Raw genomic sequence first — 17,470 nt, forward strand, 5'->3', positions numbered from 1 at the left:
CGCGAAGTGCCGCCACCATGGGAAGGCCCGCAACTGCGTCAATTACATGGCGCTGAATTCGCCGTGGGGAATCTTGCCGGTGCGCAGGGCTTCGGCTGCCTGGGCACGCACTGCAGCGCGGTCAGCCGTGGAGGTGTATGTCACCACGCGCGAGCCCGCGGGTTCCTGGCTGCGGGTCTGGGCCACCGTGGCGGCTTCCGCTTGCACTTCAGCACGGGTGCGGTTGGTGTCGAACTGGAGCGCAAATTGCGAGCCATCGGCTTCGTCAGCGTGGGCGCCGAAAGAGGCGAAAGCAGCAACAGCAGCGATAGAGAGGAAACGGGCAGTCGTGTTCATGGTGCAAATCCTTGGATAAAAAGCGTCTCAAAAAAAGCCGGAACAAAGCGCCAAAAGCGGATGCTGAAAAGTGCTTCAAACCGGGTTCGGTGAGTCGCCTTGCGGGTTCGGCTCATCGATGGGTTGAACTGTACGCCGGTGCTGTTCAGGGAAAAACTACCCAGTCGCAAACTAACTGTTCCAGTATTGGAAACAATTGATTTGCTGCGTCAAGAAGCGCTTCGCAGGGAGGGGTATGCAGGGATTGGAGGCCCATGGGCCTATTTCACCCAATGGGTTTTACGGGGAGAAACTCTGGTGCCCGGGCCTGCGAAGCCGGGAAAGCGTGGAGCTGTCGAACTGCTCCGCGTCAGTCAGAGCCTGGGCGATGCAGACCACCCGCCGGTGGTGGTGCAGGTGACCTTGCACGGGGCGTCAGCCCTTCGGCAGCCTGTTGTGCGCAGGTGGTGGTCCGGCTTGAGATGTGTGGGGCCAAATTGTCGAAGCGTCTGTTCACGATCTCCGGCTAGATCGTAGACACGTGCTCAGTGCTGCACGTACGGGAAATGCCTGCACCGCACGCGCAGCGTTTGCCGCGTCTGGCTACCTTTTCAAGGGGCAGGTGTTGATGCCCAGCAGTGTGTAGGCGGGGCAGAAGCGGAACAGGCCGGTGGCCAAGGGGACGACGCCCAACCAGCCCCACCATCCCACAGTGTTGGTGGCAGCCAAGGCAATCAGCACCAAGCCTGCCACGATGCGCAGCACGCGATCAATGGTTCCAACGTTGACGTTCATGACAATTCCTTTGGGTTACGCATGGGCCCCGGGGGCGGGACCTTTTTTGCACAGGAGGTGGCGCATGGCTGATGCACCACCGAATCAGTCGAAAGACGGTGGCTCGGGAGACGCCACGGGCTTGCCCGCCGCAGCCCAGGCGTCAAAGCCGCCTGCGATGGACTGCACCTGCAGGTAGCCCATGTCGCGCATGGCGCAGGCTGCCAAGGCGGCCCTCCCGCTGGTCTTGCAGTACACCACCACCTTCAGATCGCGCGAGGTGAGTGCAGGCGTGCTGCTGAGCTTGAACTCCAGAACGCCGCGCGAGGCGTGGATGGCACCGGGTATGTGTCCGGCCTGGTACTCATCGGCCTCGCGCACGTCGATGAGCACATCGGCCAGTCGGATGGCTTCATCGGCTTGGTCGATGGGGACTTCATGGACCTGGGCTTTCGCCGCAGCCACGAGATCGTGGGCTGTTTTCATCGGGTGTTTCCTTTAGTACGGTGTGACGGTGGATATGCCGTGGTGTCATTTGAGGACGGCGTTGTTGGCGTCCAGCACTTTCAGCACGATGGGAATGCCCTGCCCCACGCTCTGGGTTACCGTGCAATAGCTTTCAAACTGGCCCAGCACGCGGTCCAGGTGTTCCAGTTGTGCGGCGGGTACGCCCAAGCGCAAGGTGGCATCCATGCGCAGCACGCGCAGGCGTCCCTCGGGGTTGCGGCCCACTTGGGCCACCACGGTGGCGCGCAAGGGCTCCGGTGACTGTTTGAATTTGCGCAGCGCAAACAACAGGGAGTCACTCAGGCAATTGCCCACCGCTGCGCAAAGCAGCTGCACCGGCGATGGGCCCTTGCCCGAGCCCAACGGGGCGGGTTCATCGCCGATCAGGTGGGGGACGGTGCCGCCAAAATGGATGTCAAAGCGGTAGTCCTTTTGCTGGACCAGCTCAACGGTGACTTGTTCGTTGCTCATGGAAATCTCCGGGATCTTCTGAGGGGGCTCGTGGATAGCGTGTCACAGCGCGTTCACGGGAATCTTGAGATAGGTCATGCCGTTGTCTTCTGCCGGGGGCATCGCCCCGGCCCTGATGTTGACCTGCACCGACGGCAGGATGAGAACGGGCATGTCCAGCGTTGCATCGCGCCGGGTGCGCAGGTCGACGAATGCCGCTTCGGTCATGCCGTCGTGCACATGGATGTTGTGGGCGCGCTGATCGGCGACCGTGGTCTGCCAGGCCGGGGCGCGCTCCGCGGGGGGGTAGTCGTGGCACATGAAAAGGCGGGTCTGTGCGGGCAGGCTGAGCAGCTTGCGCACCGACTGGTACAGCGTGTGCGCATTGCCACCCGGGAAGTCGCAGCGCGCGGTGCCGACGTCGGGCATGAACAGGGTGTCGCCCACCAACACGGCGTCTGCGATCTGGTACGCCATGCACGCAGGGGTGTGGCCCGGCACGGCCAGCGCCTTGGCTTCGAGCTGGCCAATAGAAAACACTTCTTCGTCGTGCAGCAGGTGGTCGAACTGACGGCCATCCGGGTGGAACTCTGGCTCCAGGTGGAAGATGGCTTTGAACACCTCTTGCACCTGGGTGATCGCGGCTCCGATGGCGATTTTCCCTCCCAGCTTGCTGCGAAGGTAGTGCGCGGCGGACAGGTGGTCGGCATGGGCATGGGTTTCCAGAATCCATTGCACGGTCAACCCCTTGCTCTGGACGAAAGCTACCAGGCGATCCGCAGAATGCGTGCGGGTGCGGCCTGATTTTGCGTCGTAGTCCAGCACCGAATCCACCAGTGCGCAGTGGCCCCCGGGTTCGTCAAACACCACGTAGCTCACGGTCCAGGTCGCGTCGTCAAAGAAGGCTTCTATCTGGGGCTTCACGGGGGTCTCCTGTTGCAGGTTCGATGGACACAATGCTCCGAGTGTGGCGGTGGCAAGCGCGTGATCCCATCAGTCGCGTTCGATGGGGCGGCCCAGCTGCAGGGCCACGCTGCTCACACCGCCGCCATTGGACACCTGGCTATAGCCTTGCGTGCGCAACCACTGGACTGCCATGCCCGAGCGAGCGCCCGAAAGGCAGCAAAGCACCATCGGTTGGTCGCGGTGCGGCAGCGCTGCAGCGGCTTGCTGGGCCAGGCTGTCCAGCGGCAGGTTGATGGAGCCAGCCACATGGCCTGCTGCGAATTCGCCGGGCGAACGGACATCGACGACCAGGGGAAGCGTGGGGGCGGGGTGGGGGTTCATGGCGCTGGCGGGGTGAGGGTGTGGGATGAGGGCATGGTTGGATGCGTTCAAGGTGTGGGCGGGGCCAGCATGTGCGCTGTGTCGGTGGCCGCTTGCAACGCGGCCTCATCCAGTTGGCCCGCCAACGCCATCAACTGCAGGCGTTCTTGCGCCATGCGGGTCTGGTGCCCCAGCAGGTTGGATTGCGACTGCATGGCGTCATTGTGTGCCTGCAGCAAATCCAGTGTGGTGCGGTCGCCCACCTGGCGACCCAGTTGGGTCGCCTTCAGCCGAACCTGGGCCGCCCTGAGCGCCGACTCCAGGGCTTGGGTCCGGGCGCCCCCAGCCTGCAGGTGCAGCCAGCTGGTGCGTACCTGCTGGGCGACGGCAAGTCGGGCGCTGTCGAGGTCGGCCTGGGCCTTGTCTTGAAGGCGCAGCAGTTCCTGATGGCGCGCATCAAGTTGGCCACCGGTGTACAGCGGCACCTGGATCTGCACACCCACCATGTACTGGCGTGCGGAGTTGCTGGCAGAGCCCCACCGGCCAGATCCTGACAGGTGGTCGCCACCCGCCTGGGCCACCAGGTCCACCTTGGTGCTGGCAAAACGCGCCGCCTTGGTCGCCTCTTGCTCGGCCAGTGCGAGGGCCTGCGCCTGGGTACGCACCTGAAGGTTGTCCTGCGCGGCGAGATCCAGCCAGTGAGACAGGGGCGCGAGGGGTTTGCCATCGCGCAAGGCGGTGGTTTCGTTGCCCGACGAGGCGGGCAGATGCAGGGGGGGCAGTTGCGCAGGATTCCAGCCTGTGGTCTGGGCCAGAGCCTGGCGCGCAATCTGCATCTCTACATCGGCAGCCTGCACCAGTGCAGCGTTAGCCTGCGCGCGCGCCTCAGCTTCGCGCACATCCGTGATCGGCGAGTCTCCCAATGCAAAGCGGTCCAGCGCCTCTTTGAGAGCCTGATCGGTTGCCTCCTGCTGGCGCAGTAGCAACGCGCGCTGCTGCTGCGCCAGCACGGCCGAGAAGTATTGCTGGGCCGTTCGCAGCATCAGCTGTTCCTGCACCGAGGCGGCCTGCAGTTCTGCCAGATCGGCGGACAGCAGCAGCTGGCGCCCCTGTGCGCTGCGCTCGGGGTTGTACAGCGGCATGCGCGCCTCCACACCCCAGCGTGTACCCGGGCCGCTGCGGACCGAGGTGTCAAAACCCACCCCAGAGGTCTGTGGTGTCCCTGGCATGGAAAACGCGGCCCCCTGGGCGGAGGTCTGTGAGCCCATCGCGCCTGCCGCAGCCTGGGCCGTCACAGAGGGGTTCCACAAGCGGCTAGCCTGCACGCGGCGGGCCTCGCCTGCGGCGCGTGTGGCCGTCGCTGCTGCCATGTCCGGGTGTTGCTGCCGTGCGGCCAGCCAAGCCTCGTGCAAATCTGCCGCCTGGGCTGCACCCATGCCGCAGGCCAGCAAGGCAGCGCTCAGGAGGATTTTGCGCATGGCGTGGTCCTCCTCAGCAGCCTGGGCGCACGCCCAGCTTGCGCAAGATGGTCTCCATCAGGCACCACTTGGTGAGCCCGCTCTGCAGCAGGTTCACACCCACAAACGCCGTGAAGGCCAGCCACCACTGGCTGGCAAAAACAGGGCTGCCAGGAATGCCCAGCGCCAGAGAAAGCAGGATGAAGGTGCCTGCGACCAAACGAACGATTTGCCAGGTTGTCATGATGAACTCCTTGTTAAGAAACGATAGAAACTGGGCGTGGGTGCGTGGTCACGCGCCGGTCAATGGGGCTTTTGCTCCTGCAGGCGAGTGATGCCCAGGAGCTTGAGCACGTACTTCTCGTAGATGGGCTCGGAATTGCCCGACTTCATCTTGTTCAGGAAGTACTTCTCGAAAGCAATCTTGCCCAGATGCACCCATTTACCCTTCTTGAACCAGTTGACGTTGCGCGGCGGCATCTGCGGCAGCGCGACAAACGCCGCGCCGGTGTCCCCCATGTCGGCCAGGCAGATGGCGTTCCATGTGGCGGTGGCAGTGGCGGGCTGGCCCGCAATGTCGGCGGCAATGTTGTGCACGATGGCCGAGACCATGGTCTCGATCATGTAGCCCGTCTTGGGTGCGCCGGTGGGCACGGGTGTCACCTCGACGGGCGGAATTGCAACGCAGACCCCGGCCGAGAAGATGTGGGGGTAGGCCTTGCTGCGCTGGTGCTGGTCGATCAACACGAACCCGCGCGGGTTGCACAGCCCGGGTACGGACGCCACGGCATCGACCCCTTTGAAGGCAGGCAGCATCATCGATAGCTTGAAGGCCAGCTCGTGCTGCTGGTGCACCTGGCCCTTGTCGTCCAGCTGCTCGACAAACATCTTGCCCGCTTCGACCCGCGTGGTGCGCGCGTTGTGAATCCACTTGATGTCTTGGCTGCGCAGCTCGCTCTCCAGCATGCTTTTGCTGTCGCCCACGCCGCCCAGGCCCAGGTGGCCGATGTAGGGCTCGCTGGTGACAAAGGTGATCGGCACCTTGTGGCGCAGCTTGCGCTTGCGCAGGTCCGCTGCAACGATGAATGCGAACTCGTAGGCCGGGCCAAAACAGCTCGCGCCTGGCATGGCGCCAATGACGATGGGGCCGGGGGCTTCCAGAAACTTCTGGTAGTCGCGCCAGAAGTGTTCCGCGTGGTCCACGGAGCACACCGAATGTGTGTGGCCGTTCAGAGGGCCAGAACCAGGCACTTCCTCAAAGGCCAGCCGGGGGCCGGTGGTGATCACCAGGTAGTCATAGGCCACGGTGCTTCCGTCTTCCAGCGTGACGGTTTTGCCCGGAGCGTCGATGGATTTCACCGGTTGGGCGATGAAATCAATGCCCTTGCGTTCCAGCAGGGGACGGATCTGCAGGACGATGTCGTCGCGCTTTCGCCAGCCCACGGCGATCCAGGGGTTGGAGGGCACGAACTGGAAGTAGTCCACCGCGCTGATCACTGTGATCCGATCCTCGCGTGGCAGCTTGCTGCGCATTTCGTACGCAGCCGGCATGCCCCCGATACCCGCTCCAATAATCACTACATGTGCCATGGTTGTCTCCTGTGGTTGAAGGATGGTTGCCCGATCGTTCGTTCAGTGCGTTCGGTGCGCTGTTCACTGCGCTCCGTGGTGAACGGCAGCCTCTGAGGGGCTGTTGTCAGGTGGGTTGGCGGGACCGGCACCGTTGGTGCCGCTGCCCGCGCTGCGGTCCCGGTACGCTGCGTAGTACAGGGTGGGGATCACCACGAGCGTGAGCACGGTGGAAACAAAGATGCCGAAGATCAGTGAAATGGCCAGGCCATTGAAAATCGGGTCGTCCAGGATGAAGAACGCGCCGATCATGGCCGCCAGCCCCGTCAGCACAATGGGCTGTGCACGGGTGATGGCCGAGTGGACGATGGCCGTCTTGAGGGGGGTGCCGTCACGCACCTGCAGGTTGATGAAGTCCACCAGCAGGATGGAGTTGCGCACGATGATGCCCGCCAGCGCAATCATTCCGATCATGCTGGTGGCCGTGTACTGCGCGCCCAGCAAGGCATGGCCGGGCATCACGCCGATGATGGTGAGTGGAATGGGCGCCATGATGATGAGCGGTGTGAGGTAGGAGCCAAACTGCGCCACCACCAGCAGGTAGATCAGGATCAGGCCCACCGCGTAGGCAGCGCCCATGTCGCGGAAGGTCTCAAACGTGATCTGCCATTCGCCATCCCATTTGATGGCGTAGCCCCGCAGGGCATCCGCAGGCTGGCGCACGAAGTATTCCTGCACCGATCCGCCGTCAGGCGCCACGATGTGGGCAATCGCGCTGCGCGCCTGGAACATGCCGTACAGCGGGCTGTCCACACGGCCCGCCATGTCCGCCACCACGAAATTCACCGGCAACAGGTCCTTGTGATACACGGGCTGTTCGCGCAGGGTGTCGCTCACCGTGACCAGCTCGCGGATAGGGACCAACTGGCCTTGAGAACCCCGGACCGTCAGGCGCAACAGTGCCTCCAAGTCGCCGTGGCTTTCTGCGGGCAATTGCAATAGCACGGGCGCCGGGTATTTGCTGGCGTCGCGCAGCCAGGTGGTGGCTTCGCCGCTCAGCCCCGCATGCAGCGCGCTCACGATGGCCTGCTGGGGAATGCCCAGCAGGGACGCCTTGCGCCGGTCCACGATGAGCAGCTTGCGAGGGGCGTCGGCAATGCTGCTGTCGTCGGCGTCCACAATGCCGTTGGTAGCGGCCAGCGCGGCGCGCACAGCACGCGCCACTTCGCGCCTGCCATCGGCCTCGGGGCCATACACCTCGGCCACGATGGGCGACAGCACAGGTGGGCCGGGTGGCACTTCCACCACCTTCACATTGGCGCCATGGCGCTTGCCGATCTCCTGCAGGGCGGGGCGCACCCGCATGGCAATGGCGTGGCTCTGGTCCTTGCGGTGTTGCTTGTCCACCAGATTGACCTGGATGTCACCGACCTCGCCCCCGGTGCGCAGGTAGTACTGCCGCACCAGTCCATTGAAGTTGATGGGGCCGGAGAGGCCTGCGTAGGCCTGGTAGTCGGTCACCTCGGGCACGGTGGCCAGGTGTGCTCCCAACTCATGTAACACGGCGGCCGTGCGCTCTGCCGGGGTGCCCGCAGGCATGTCTACCACCACCTGGAACTCGGACTTGTTGTCGAACGGCAGCATCTTGAGCTGCACCCATCCGAGCACCGGCAAAGCGACCGACAAGGCAATAAGTGCCGCCACGCCCAGCCCCAGCCAGCGGCGGTTGCGTCGGCCTTGGGCGTCATCCAGCAAGGGGCTGAAAACCCGCTCGAAGGTGGGCGCGATGCGAGCGCTGAGTCCACTGTGCACCGGGCTCGTATGCCCTGGTGGATGGCCCGTATGCTCCTTCATCCACAGCCGGGCCAGCCAGGGGGTGATGACGAACGCTACGGCCAGCGACAGCAGCATGCCCATGCTGGCGTTGATGGGGATGGGGCTCATGTAGGGGCCCATGAGGCCGCTCACAAACGCCATGGGTAGCAGGGCGGCAATCACGGTGAATGTGGCCAGAATGGTGGGGCCACCCACCTCGTCCACCGCGTGGGGGATGATGTCCTTGAGGCTGCGTCCGGGGTGCAGCAGTTGGTGGCGGTGAATGTTCTCCACCACCACAATGGCGTCGTCCACCAGGATGCCGATCGAGAAAATCAGCGCAAACAGCGATACCCGGTTGAGGGTGAAGCCCCAAGCCCAGGACGCAAACAACGTCACCGTGAGCGTCAGCACCACGGCCACGCCCACGATGGCGGCCTCGCGGCGGCCCAGGGCCAGGAAGACGAGTGCCACCACCGACGCTGTGGCGAACAGCAGCTTCTGGATGAGCTTTTGGGCCTTGTCGTTGGCGGTGGCGCCGTAGTTGCGGGTTTCCGTCACCTCCACGCCGTCGGGAATCACGGTGTTGTGCAGTTGTTCGACCCGCTGCATCACCGCATTGGCGACGTCGATGGCGTTCTCTCCCGCCTTCTTGGTCACCGTGAGGGTCACGGCTGGGTATTCGTCCACGGCGCTCTGCTGGGCTTCGCTGCTGGTACTGGCGGTGTTGGCGGTGCGCCGTGGAACCCCATGCCAGACATAGCGGCTGGCGGGCAAGGCGCCGTCCTGAACATCGGCCACATCTTTCAGGAACACCGGCTTGCCCGAGCGCACGCCCACCATGAGGTCGGCCACCTCATCGGCGCGCGCCAGAACGGGGCCGCTGTCCAGCTGGATGGTTCGGTCGCCGCCCAGCAGTTCGCCCACGGGCAGCCCCATGTTGGCCGACTGCAAGGCGCGGCGCAGGTCTTCCACCGTAGTGCCAGTGGCGGCCATGCGGTTGGTGTCCATGCGCACCAGCACGGCGCGGCCAGGGCCGCCCAGGGTCTGCACCTCGCGGGTGCCGGGCACACGCTTGATCTCGGCCTCCAGGCTGTGGGCCACGCGCTCCAGCGCAAAGGCACCGGAGGTTTCGTCGCGGCTGTGCAGGGTGAGCGTCACCACGGGCACGTCGTCGATGCCCTTGGGCTTGATGATCGGGTCCATGGCCCCAAGCCCCTTGGGCAGCCAGTTGGCATTGCTGCGCAAGGTGTCGTGCAGGCGCACCAGCGCCTCGGTGCGTGGCACGCCCACCTTGAATTGCACGGTCATCACCGCCACGCCGGGCCGGGACACCGAGGTCACGTGCTCCGTGCCTTGCATCTGCGACAGCACCTGTTCGGCGGGCGTCGCAATCATTTGCTCCACATCTGCCACGGAGGCACCGGGGAACGGCACGATGACATTGGCCATGGTGACGTCGATTTGGGGCTCTTCCTCGCGGGGGGTGACCAGCACGGCAAACACGCCGAGCAAAAACGCCCCCACAGCCAGCAAGGGTGTGATTTGCGCGCCCTGAAACAAGGCGGCGATGCGCCCGGAGATTCCGAGCGGAGAAGGATTTTTGGGGGTGCTCATGTCAGCGCACCTTGGCAGCAGCTTGGGGCTGGAGTGCAATGCGGTCGCCTGCGCGCACGCCGCTCAACACCTCCACCATGTCGCCAGCGGGCCGCCCCAGGCGCACCTGCCGCAGCAGCGGCCGGCCCTGGCCGTCCAGCACGTAGACGCCCGTCATTTCCGCGCGCCGCACCACCACACTGGCGGGTACTAGCAGCGGGCCCACGGCAGCGGCTGTCGGTGAGGTAGTGCCCTTGCCAGCGTCCAGCCACAAGCGGGCGAACATGCCGGGTGCCACGCCCACCACGCTGGTTGGCAGCTCTACGCGCACTTGCACCGTGTGGCTTTGTGCATCTACGGTGGGCAGCACCTGCACTTTGGATGCCGGGACCGCGATGCGCGAAGCGGAGACCCCCGGAATGTCCACCTGCAGCTCGCCAGTGCCTCCATCGCGCAGCGTGGCGGCCTGTTGCTGCCCCACATAGGCGGTAACGCGCATCAGCGAAGGGTCGTACACGGTCATCAGGGGTTTGCCCGGCATGGCCATGTCGCCCAGGGTGGCGGGCACATGGCCCACCACGCCCGCAAATGGCGCCTTGATGACGTAGAAGCCCGACTGCGTGGCGGCCGCACCTGCCTGCGCCAGCAGGGCCTGCACCTGCGACTGGCTGGCGCGCCACTGGGCCTCTGCCCGGTCCAGCGCTGCCTGGCTGATGTACTGCTTCTGGAACAGCTGCTTTTGGCGCTCGTATTCCTTGGTCGCGACGTTTTGGGCGGCGCGCGCGGCGTCCACCTGGGCCGCGCTGGCGGCGGCGCTCTGTTGCGCTGCGCGCGCATCAATGCGTGCCAGCTCCTGGCCCGCCGTGACGCGGTCGCCCGCCTTGACAGAGAGGCTGATCACCGCACCCTGTACCTGGGCGGAGAGGGTGGCGTCCCGCACGGCCTCGACCTGGGCGTCCACACTGCTCGCCAGCTGGGCGGCAGCGGGCTTGACGGTAAAGGTGGCGACCGGCTGCGCAGCGGTGTCGCCAGCCGCCCAGGCGCCGGACACGGCCAGGGAAAGCGCTGCGGTCAACAGGGTCAGGGACTTCATGGCGGCTCCAGGGAATCTATGTGAGATTAATTATTTAACTAATCAGCTAATTAGTCAATAATGTATCATGTGTTCCCAATGCACGGAGATCCCGCGATGAAAGAAATGCCCCCCGAAGCCCTTGAGCAGGTCGCTGCCTACTTCCAGGTTCTTGCCGAACCCACGCGGCTGCGCATCCTCAATTTGCTGCGGGACGGAGAGAAAAACGTGGGAGACCTGGCGCAGCAATGTGGCTACACCGCGGCCAATGTCTCCAGGCATCTGTCGTTAATGACCAAACACGGCCTTGTGGCCCGCGAGGGGCGCGGGACCAGCGTGTACTACCGGCTGACCGATGAGTCGGTCGATGCCTTGTGTGATCTGGTCTGCGGCAATATTGCACGCCAGCTGGAGCGGGACTCGGCGGCGCGTGCTGCGTTTCAGGTGGTGCGCTGAGCCGTTTCAGTGGACTACCCCACCAGGTTTCTGGGCGCAGTAGCCGGCCTAAAAAACGCCCAGCGCCAAACCCTGCGCCATCGCTTCGCCCAAGGCTCGGCAGCGTTCCAGTTCATCGCTGCCGATGCTCTTCCTGGCCAGAATCGCTTCTGGCGTCTGCGCGTGGGTGCAGACAATGAGGGGCTCGGCGATGGCCCGCAGGCGCCAGCCGGTCGCAATGCGTTCCATCTGCCGGGCCGCGTTGTGCCCATCGCTGCCCGCGCAGACCAGGCATGCATAGGGGCGGCCATTGACGTGGTCGAGCACGGCGTAGTAGCTGCGGTCAAAAAAATCCTTGAGTTGTCCGCTGATGGCTGCAAGGTTTTCCGGGGTGGCAAAAATGAACCCATCCGCGCCCAGCACGTCTGCGGCGCCAGCCTGTGCGGCATGCAGCAGTCGCACTTGAACGGCCCCATCCTTGTCGGAGCAAGCGCCTGCCCGTGCTGCATCTGCCATCTGGCGCGTGCCATCCGTCATCGAGTGGTAAACGATCAACAAGGTCTTGCGGGGGCTCATGGGTAAAGCATAGCCCCTCGCCCTGTGACCCCTGAAGACCCGCTTGCCGCCATGCAGGGGCGGCCCCATTGACCCGCATTCGAGAAGCGCGTTCAATCCGCCAAGATGCCCGGTTCGTTGCAAATTGTCGCAATTGGTACGAAGCCCAGGGGGCAGTGCTAGAGCGCCGCCGCAACGCAGATTTCTTCCTTGCAGAGGTGACACCATGAGCATTGCCAGACGTCTTCATGCCATTTCCTTCCTGCTGATTGCAGGACTGGCCGGGATCGCCGTATTGGCCTGGATCTATCTGGGTGAGGTCAATCACCAGACCGAACTGGTGGCTCGGGAAGAGGTGCCGCGCCAGCTTCAGGCCAGTGCCATGGAGTTGAACGTCACGCGGGTTTCCTTGCAGGTTCGCCATGCCATCCTGGTCCGCACACCCGAAGACCTGGCCGCCACGCTCGCAGATATCGGCGAGAAAAGGCGCCTGATTGACAAAGACCTTGCGGGCTTCCAGCAAGCAGTAAATTCGGCATCGGAAAAGGCACTGAGTGCCGAATTGACCCAAGGATTGGAAGCTTTCTGGCGGGTTGCCGAACAGAACCTGCAGTTGATCAAGGAAGGAAAGAAGGAGCCAGCGTTTGACTTCCTGGTCGCGTCCACGATACCTACGCGCAATGTGGTGCTGGCAGTTCTTGCCAAGGAGAAGGAACACCAGTCCAAGCTGCTCGATGCCAGCCTTGCCGAGATTGGGCGGGACGTTAAGCTGACCTTGCGTGCGCTGGTGAGCTCCGTTGTGGTGGTGGCTATCGGGCTGCTGCTGTTTTCGTGGCACATCGGCGCTACCCTCCTGCGCCGGGTTGCCGAGTCACAAGCCGTGGCCGACCGCGTGCGCAATGGCGACCTCACCACGGCGGTGGTGGATGCGTCGCAGGATGAATTCAGCCCCCTGCTGGCAGCGCTGGCCGTGATGCAGGACTCGCTGACCCGCATCGTCAGCCAAGTGCGCAGTGGTTCCGAAACCGTGGCGGCGGCCAGCGCGCAGATATCCATCGGCAACAGCGACCTTTCCACCCGGACGGAGAACCAGGCCAGTGCGCTGGAGCAGACCGCTGCCGCCATGGAGGAACTCAATTCCACGGTGCAAAACAATGCGCAGAATGCACGCCAGGCCAATGCCCTCGCCCAGAGTGCATCCACGGTGGCCAAGCAGGGGGGCGATGTGGTGTCGAAAGTGGTGGACACCATGAGCGGCATCAACGAAAGCTCCAAGAAGATTTCCGAAATCATCGGTGTCATTGACGGGATCGCGTTCCAGACCAACATCCTGGCCCTGAATGCGGCCGTGGAGGCTGCCAGGGCGGGTGAGCAGGGACGGGGTTTTGCCGTGGTGGCCTCGGAGGTGCGCAGCCTCGCGGCACGCTCTGCCGAGGCCGCCAAGGAGATCAAAACGCTCATTGCCACGAGTGTCGAGCGGGTTGAGGCTGGCACCGTGCTGGTCGGCACCGCCGGGCAGACCATGAAAGAGGTGGTCTCGTCCATTGAGCGGGTGACGGAGACGGTGGCGCAAATCAGCGCGGCCGGAACCGAGCAAAGCGAAGGGGTGAACCAGGTCAATGTGGCGGTGAACCAGATGGACCAGGCCACCCAGCAAAACGCGGCGCTGGTGGAGGAAATGGCCGCAGCAGCCTCCAGCCTGAGCACCCAGTCGAGGAAGTTGGTGGAAACGGTCGCAACGTTCAAACTCTCCGGCGTTGCCCAGCCACTGGAATCGGGGCAGCATGCGGGCCAGCGCCTGATGCTGGCCTGAACGTCAGCGCCCTGACAACAAGCCCCGGGCGGAGTGCTGCACATCAGGGGCGGCGAGCCGCTCCTTGCGCAGGGCCAGCTTGCGGTACAGCGTCTGGCGGCTGATGCCCAGGGTGCGCGCTGCGTGGCTCATGTTGCCCCGGCAGCTCTCCAGCGCCTGCTGGATGGCCGATTGGGACAGCTCATCCAGGTTTTGCGGAGGGCGCTCCGTAGTGGAGGGCGTGGAAAAACGATCCGCGCTTTGCAGTTCTTCCAGAAAGTCGTCCGACAGGTGGTGCCATTCCACCATCTCCTCGTGCGCGTCCAGCATGGCGCAGGCGGTGCGCAGCACGCTGGCGCATTGGCGCAAATTGCCCGGCCAACGGTATTTTTCCAGCGCTGCCATCAACGAAGGGTCCAGGCGCAGGTGTCGGGCAGGTTCAATGTCCTGGAGCATGCGCTGGCTCAGCGCTTCGAAGTCGGTGCGCTCGCGCAGGGGGGGCAGCTCGACCGCCAGACCGTTGATCCGGTAGTACAGGTCGGTGCGAAACCGTCCCTGCTCCGCCTCTTCGCGCAGCTTGCGGTTGGAGGCGCAGATGAGGGCAAAGTCCACGGCCACCGGCTGCGCGCTGCCCAGTGGAACCACCTGCCGCTCCTGCAGCACGCGCAGCAGCCGCGTCTGGAGGGTCAGCGGCATGTCGCCAATCTCATCCAGAAACAGCGTGCCGCCATGGGCTTCGCGCAGCAGGCCCAGGCGCCCCTCGCGCCGGCCGCCGGTGAACGCGCCGGGGCTGTAGCCAAACAGCTCGGACTCGATCAGCGACTCGGGCATTGCGGCGCAGTTGATGGCAATGAAGGGGCCGTCGCGGCGCGGGCCACTTTGGTGTGCACTGCGCGCAAACCACTCCTTGCCCACCCCGGATTCGCCCTGGATGAGCAGGGCGATGGGCTTGCCCAGAATGCGCCGTGTTTTGGCGGCCGCTGCGCGCCAGCGGGCATCGCCGGTGTCCAGCTGGGCCAGCGCATCCTCTGGCGGGCGGGCGGGCGCAGATGGGGGCAGGGTCCGCACCGTGCGCTTGTCGGGCACTGGCAGCCCAAAAAGCGGGGCGCCATCGTGCCGCCGCAAGGACAGCGGCGCGTCGGGCCGGCGGTGATGGCGCGCCAGAAGCTCTTGCAGGTCCACGTTCAGGATCTGGTCCAGCGAGATGCTGCCCAGCTGCGCCACCGAAATGCGCAGCAGCGCCAGCGCACTGCGGTTGCCGCCCACCACCCAGCCGTCTTCCGACACCAGCGCGATGCCTTCGGCCACGGTGCCAATGCCCTCGGGGTGCGTGTGCAGGTGCAGGCGGACATGGCGCTGGCTGCCCGACACCAGCAGCCGGTTTTCGATCATGTGGGCGGCGGTGCTGACCAGCCCCAGCGTGTGGGGGTTGCCCCGGCTGTGTTCGCTGGAGATGTCCAGAATGCCCAGTATCTGCCCGGTGGCAGACAGGATGGGGGCGGCGGCACAGGTCAGAAAGCCGTTGCGCTCCAGAAAATGTTCTGCGCCGTGCACTTCCACGGGCGCCATTTCGGCCAGCGCGGTGCCGATGGCGTTGGTGCCGCGCTGCTTTTCGTGCCACGAGGCGCCGCTGGTCAGGGCCACCCGTTCGGCCTTGCCCAGAAAGTAGGCGTCACCACAGGTGTCCACCAGCGTGCCGCAGGGGCTGGCCAGCACCACCACGCTCTGGCTGTCGCGCACCTGCTCAAACAGGTACTCCATCACGGGGCGCGAATGCGCCAGCAACTCCTGGTGGTGGCCGCGCAACTGCCGCAAGGCCTGGTGTTCCAGGTTGTCGGGGTTGCCCAGTCGCCCGGTGGGCAGCAGGCCGCTGTCCAGGCTGCGCTGCCACGACCGTGCCAGGCGCTCGTCCACGAGGCCGATGGGGCATTGGCCTGATTCCAGCAGGTGCTGGCGGGCTTGCCGCAGTGCCACAGATGTGGAAGTGGATCGCATGGTGTTTGTCTCCTGCCCGGGCGTCATGAACGCGCCCTGTTTGAAAGCCAGTATGGCGGTGGCCAGAGGCCAGGGCAATAGCAAGCGCTGAGGGGCCGCTTCAACTGTTCCATTTCGTGACAGGTGTCGCGTTCTGGAGCGGACACCTTAGCGGCCGATGGGTTGTGCATTCTTGCGGACGCGCAAACAAAGCCATAAAAATCAAACACTTAGCAGGTGGGGCAGGTTGGCACGGGTTTTGAGTCATGTCCTCTATCTGGCGGCGCGGTGTGCCGACCAGATGTCCACAAATCCACCGGAGACAGACAACATGACCGTTTACGCAGCCCCCGGCGCCGCTGGCGCCCAGATCGCCTACAAGCCCCAGTACAACAACTTCATCGGCGGCCAATTTGTGCCCCCGGTCAAGGGCCAATACTTCGATGTGATCTCACCCGTCAACGGCAAGATCTACACCCAGGCCGCCCGCTCCACCTTTGATGACATCGAGCTGGCGCTGGACGCCGCCCACGCCGCTGCCGACGCCTGGGGCAAGACCGACGCCGCCACGCGCAGCAACATCCTGCTGAAGATTGCCGACCGCATCGAGCAGAACCTGGAGCTGCTGGCCTATGCGGAAACCGTGGACAACGGCAAGGCCATCCGCGAAACGCTGAACGCCGACATCCCACTCACCGTGGACCACTTCCGCTACTTTGCAGGCTGTGTGCGTGCGCAGGAAGGCGCCCTCTCCAACATCGACGAGAACACCGTGGCGTACCACATCCAGGAACCACTGGGCGTGGTGGGCCAGATCATTCCGTGGAACTTCCCCATCCTGATGGCGGCGTGGAAACTGGCGCCTGCCCTGGGCGCGGGCAACTGCGTGGTGCTCAAGCCTGCAGAGTCCACCCCCATTTCCATCCTCATCCTGGCCGAGCTGATTGCCGACCTGCTGCCGCCCGGCGTGCTCAACATCGTCAACGGCTATGGCCGCGAGGCGGGCATGCCACTGGCCACCAGCAAGCGCATTGCCAAGATCGCTTTCACCGGATCGACCAGCACCGGCCGCGTGATCGCGCAGGCCGCCGCCAACAACCTGATTCCCGCCACGCTGGAGCTGGGTGGCAAGAGCCCCAACGTGTTCTTCGCCGACATCATGGACAAGGACGATGCCTTCCTTGACAAGTGTGTGGAAGGCCTGGTGCTGTTCGCGTTCAACCAGGGCGAGGTCTGCACCTGCCCCAGCCGCGCGCTGATCCAGGAAAGCATCTACGACAAATTCATGGAGCGTGTCTTGAAGCGCGTGACGGCCATCAAACATGCCAACCCGCTGGACTCCGACAGCATGATGGGCGCGCAGGCTTCCAAGGAGCAGCTCACCAAGATCCTGTCGTACCTGGAACTGGGCAAGGCCGAAGGCGCCGAAGTCCTGGCTGGCGGTGGCCAAGCCCACCTGGGTGGCGACCTGGAAGGCGGCTACTACGTGCAGCCCACGCTGTTCAAGGGCCACAACAAGATGCGCATCTTCCAGGAGGAAATCTTCGGCCCCGTGCTGGCCGTGACCACCTTCAAGGACGAAGCCGAAGCCCTGGCCATTGCCAACGACACGCTGTACGGCCTGGGGGCGGGAGTGTGGAGCCGCAACGGCAATGTGGCCTACCGCATGGGCCGCGCCATCAAGGCTGGGCGTGTGTGGACCAACTGCTACCACGCCTACCCGGCGCACGCGGCGTTTGGCGGCTACAAGGAATCGGGCATTGGGCGCGAGACGCACAAGATGATGCTGGACCACTACCAACAAACCAAGAATCTTTTGGTTTCGTACTCGGAAAACAAGCTCGGCTTCTTCTGATGGTGGTGGCGGTCCACAGACCGTCCCTGGCGTCGTTG

Annotated in this window: 16 protein-coding genes; 3 read left to right on the forward strand and 13 right to left on the reverse strand. The window is 64.4% G+C overall.

From position 1 onward, the window contains the following. Nucleotides 1-42 precede the first annotated feature (42 nt). The 11 genes from C8C93_RS24460 to C8C93_RS24510 form a co-directional block, all read right to left on the reverse strand. Nucleotides 43-336, reverse strand: a complete 294-nt coding sequence (locus C8C93_RS24460; protein ID WP_121508544.1) for a DUF4148 domain-containing protein — start codon at nt 334-336, stop codon at nt 43-45. Nucleotides 337-918: 582 nt separating this feature from the next. After that, entirely contained in the window at nt 919-1,110 is a 192-nt protein-coding gene (locus tag C8C93_RS24465) for a DUF2892 domain-containing protein (protein ID WP_121508545.1), read from the reverse strand. Nucleotides 1,111-1,194: 84 nt separating this feature from the next. Further along, on the reverse strand, nt 1,195-1,575 hold the full coding sequence (locus C8C93_RS24470; protein WP_121421176.1) for a rhodanese-like domain-containing protein: 381 nt from the start codon (nt 1,573-1,575) through the stop codon (nt 1,195-1,197). A 45-nt stretch (nt 1,576-1,620) separates the two neighbouring features. After that, nucleotides 1,621-2,067: an OsmC family protein gene (locus tag C8C93_RS24475; RefSeq protein ID WP_121508546.1), complete on the reverse strand. Its 447-nt coding sequence runs from the start codon at nt 2,065-2,067 to the stop codon at nt 1,621-1,623. 42 nt (nt 2,068-2,109) lie between these two features. Further along, a complete protein-coding gene (locus C8C93_RS24480) occupies nt 2,110-2,970 on the reverse strand; it encodes an MBL fold metallo-hydrolase (protein ID WP_121508547.1) in 861 nt (286 codons plus the stop codon). A 69-nt stretch (nt 2,971-3,039) separates the two neighbouring features. Continuing rightward, nucleotides 3,040-3,384, reverse strand: coding sequence for a rhodanese-like domain-containing protein (locus tag C8C93_RS24485; protein ID WP_233559562.1), 345 nt, complete (start codon nt 3,382-3,384; stop codon nt 3,040-3,042). Next, the gene (locus tag C8C93_RS24490) at nt 3,381-4,790 is read right to left on the reverse strand and encodes a TolC family protein (protein ID WP_121508548.1); all 1,410 of its coding nucleotides are present in this window, start codon (nt 4,788-4,790) and stop codon (nt 3,381-3,383) included. Before C8C93_RS24490 ends, C8C93_RS24485 begins: the two co-directional genes overlap by 4 nt. Before the next feature lie 13 nt (nt 4,791-4,803). Then, nucleotides 4,804-5,013, reverse strand: coding sequence for a DUF2892 domain-containing protein (locus tag C8C93_RS24495; RefSeq protein ID WP_055395335.1), 210 nt, complete (start codon nt 5,011-5,013; stop codon nt 4,804-4,806). A gap of 59 nt (nt 5,014-5,072) precedes the next feature. Beyond that, nucleotides 5,073-6,359, reverse strand: a complete 1,287-nt coding sequence (locus C8C93_RS24500; RefSeq protein WP_121508549.1) for an NAD(P)/FAD-dependent oxidoreductase — start codon at nt 6,357-6,359, stop codon at nt 5,073-5,075. A 63-nt stretch (nt 6,360-6,422) separates the two neighbouring features. Further along, the gene (locus C8C93_RS24505; RefSeq protein WP_121508550.1) at nt 6,423-9,770 is read right to left on the reverse strand and encodes an efflux RND transporter permease subunit; all 3,348 of its coding nucleotides are present in this window, start codon (nt 9,768-9,770) and stop codon (nt 6,423-6,425) included. A gap of 1 nt (nt 9,771) precedes the next feature. Continuing rightward, nucleotides 9,772-10,842, reverse strand: a complete 1,071-nt coding sequence (locus tag C8C93_RS24510; protein WP_121508551.1) for an efflux RND transporter periplasmic adaptor subunit — start codon at nt 10,840-10,842, stop codon at nt 9,772-9,774. 96 nt (nt 10,843-10,938) lie between these two features. Between C8C93_RS24510 and C8C93_RS24515 the strand changes: the two genes are divergently transcribed. Continuing rightward, complete coding sequence (locus C8C93_RS24515) at nt 10,939-11,277, forward strand: helix-turn-helix transcriptional regulator (RefSeq protein ID WP_055395322.1); 339 nt, start codon at nt 10,939-10,941, stop codon at nt 11,275-11,277. A 48-nt stretch (nt 11,278-11,325) separates the two neighbouring features. On the opposite strand, the gene C8C93_RS24520 is transcribed toward C8C93_RS24515, so the two are convergent. Next, nucleotides 11,326-11,832: a flavodoxin family protein gene (locus C8C93_RS24520; RefSeq protein ID WP_121508552.1), complete on the reverse strand. Its 507-nt coding sequence runs from the start codon at nt 11,830-11,832 to the stop codon at nt 11,326-11,328. Between the two features lie 205 nt (nt 11,833-12,037). Between C8C93_RS24520 and C8C93_RS24525 the strand changes: the two genes are divergently transcribed. Next, nucleotides 12,038-13,624, forward strand: a complete 1,587-nt coding sequence (locus tag C8C93_RS24525) for a methyl-accepting chemotaxis protein (RefSeq protein ID WP_121508553.1) — start codon at nt 12,038-12,040, stop codon at nt 13,622-13,624. 3 nt (nt 13,625-13,627) lie between these two features. Here C8C93_RS24525 and C8C93_RS24530 read toward each other — a convergent pair whose 3' ends face one another. Continuing rightward, nucleotides 13,628-15,598, reverse strand: coding sequence for a sigma-54-dependent Fis family transcriptional regulator (locus tag C8C93_RS24530; protein ID WP_121508970.1), 1,971 nt, complete (start codon nt 15,596-15,598; stop codon nt 13,628-13,630). A 310-nt stretch (nt 15,599-15,908) separates the two neighbouring features. Between C8C93_RS24530 and C8C93_RS24535 the strand changes: the two genes are divergently transcribed. Further along, on the forward strand, nt 15,909-17,432 hold the full coding sequence (locus C8C93_RS24535) for an aldehyde dehydrogenase family protein (protein ID WP_121508554.1): 1,524 nt from the start codon (nt 15,909-15,911) through the stop codon (nt 17,430-17,432). Nucleotides 17,433-17,470 lie beyond the last annotated feature (38 nt).

It is taken from the genome of Acidovorax sp. 93 (assembly GCF_003633835.1).
Lineage (GTDB): Bacteria > Pseudomonadota > Gammaproteobacteria > Burkholderiales > Burkholderiaceae_C > Acidovorax > Acidovorax facilis.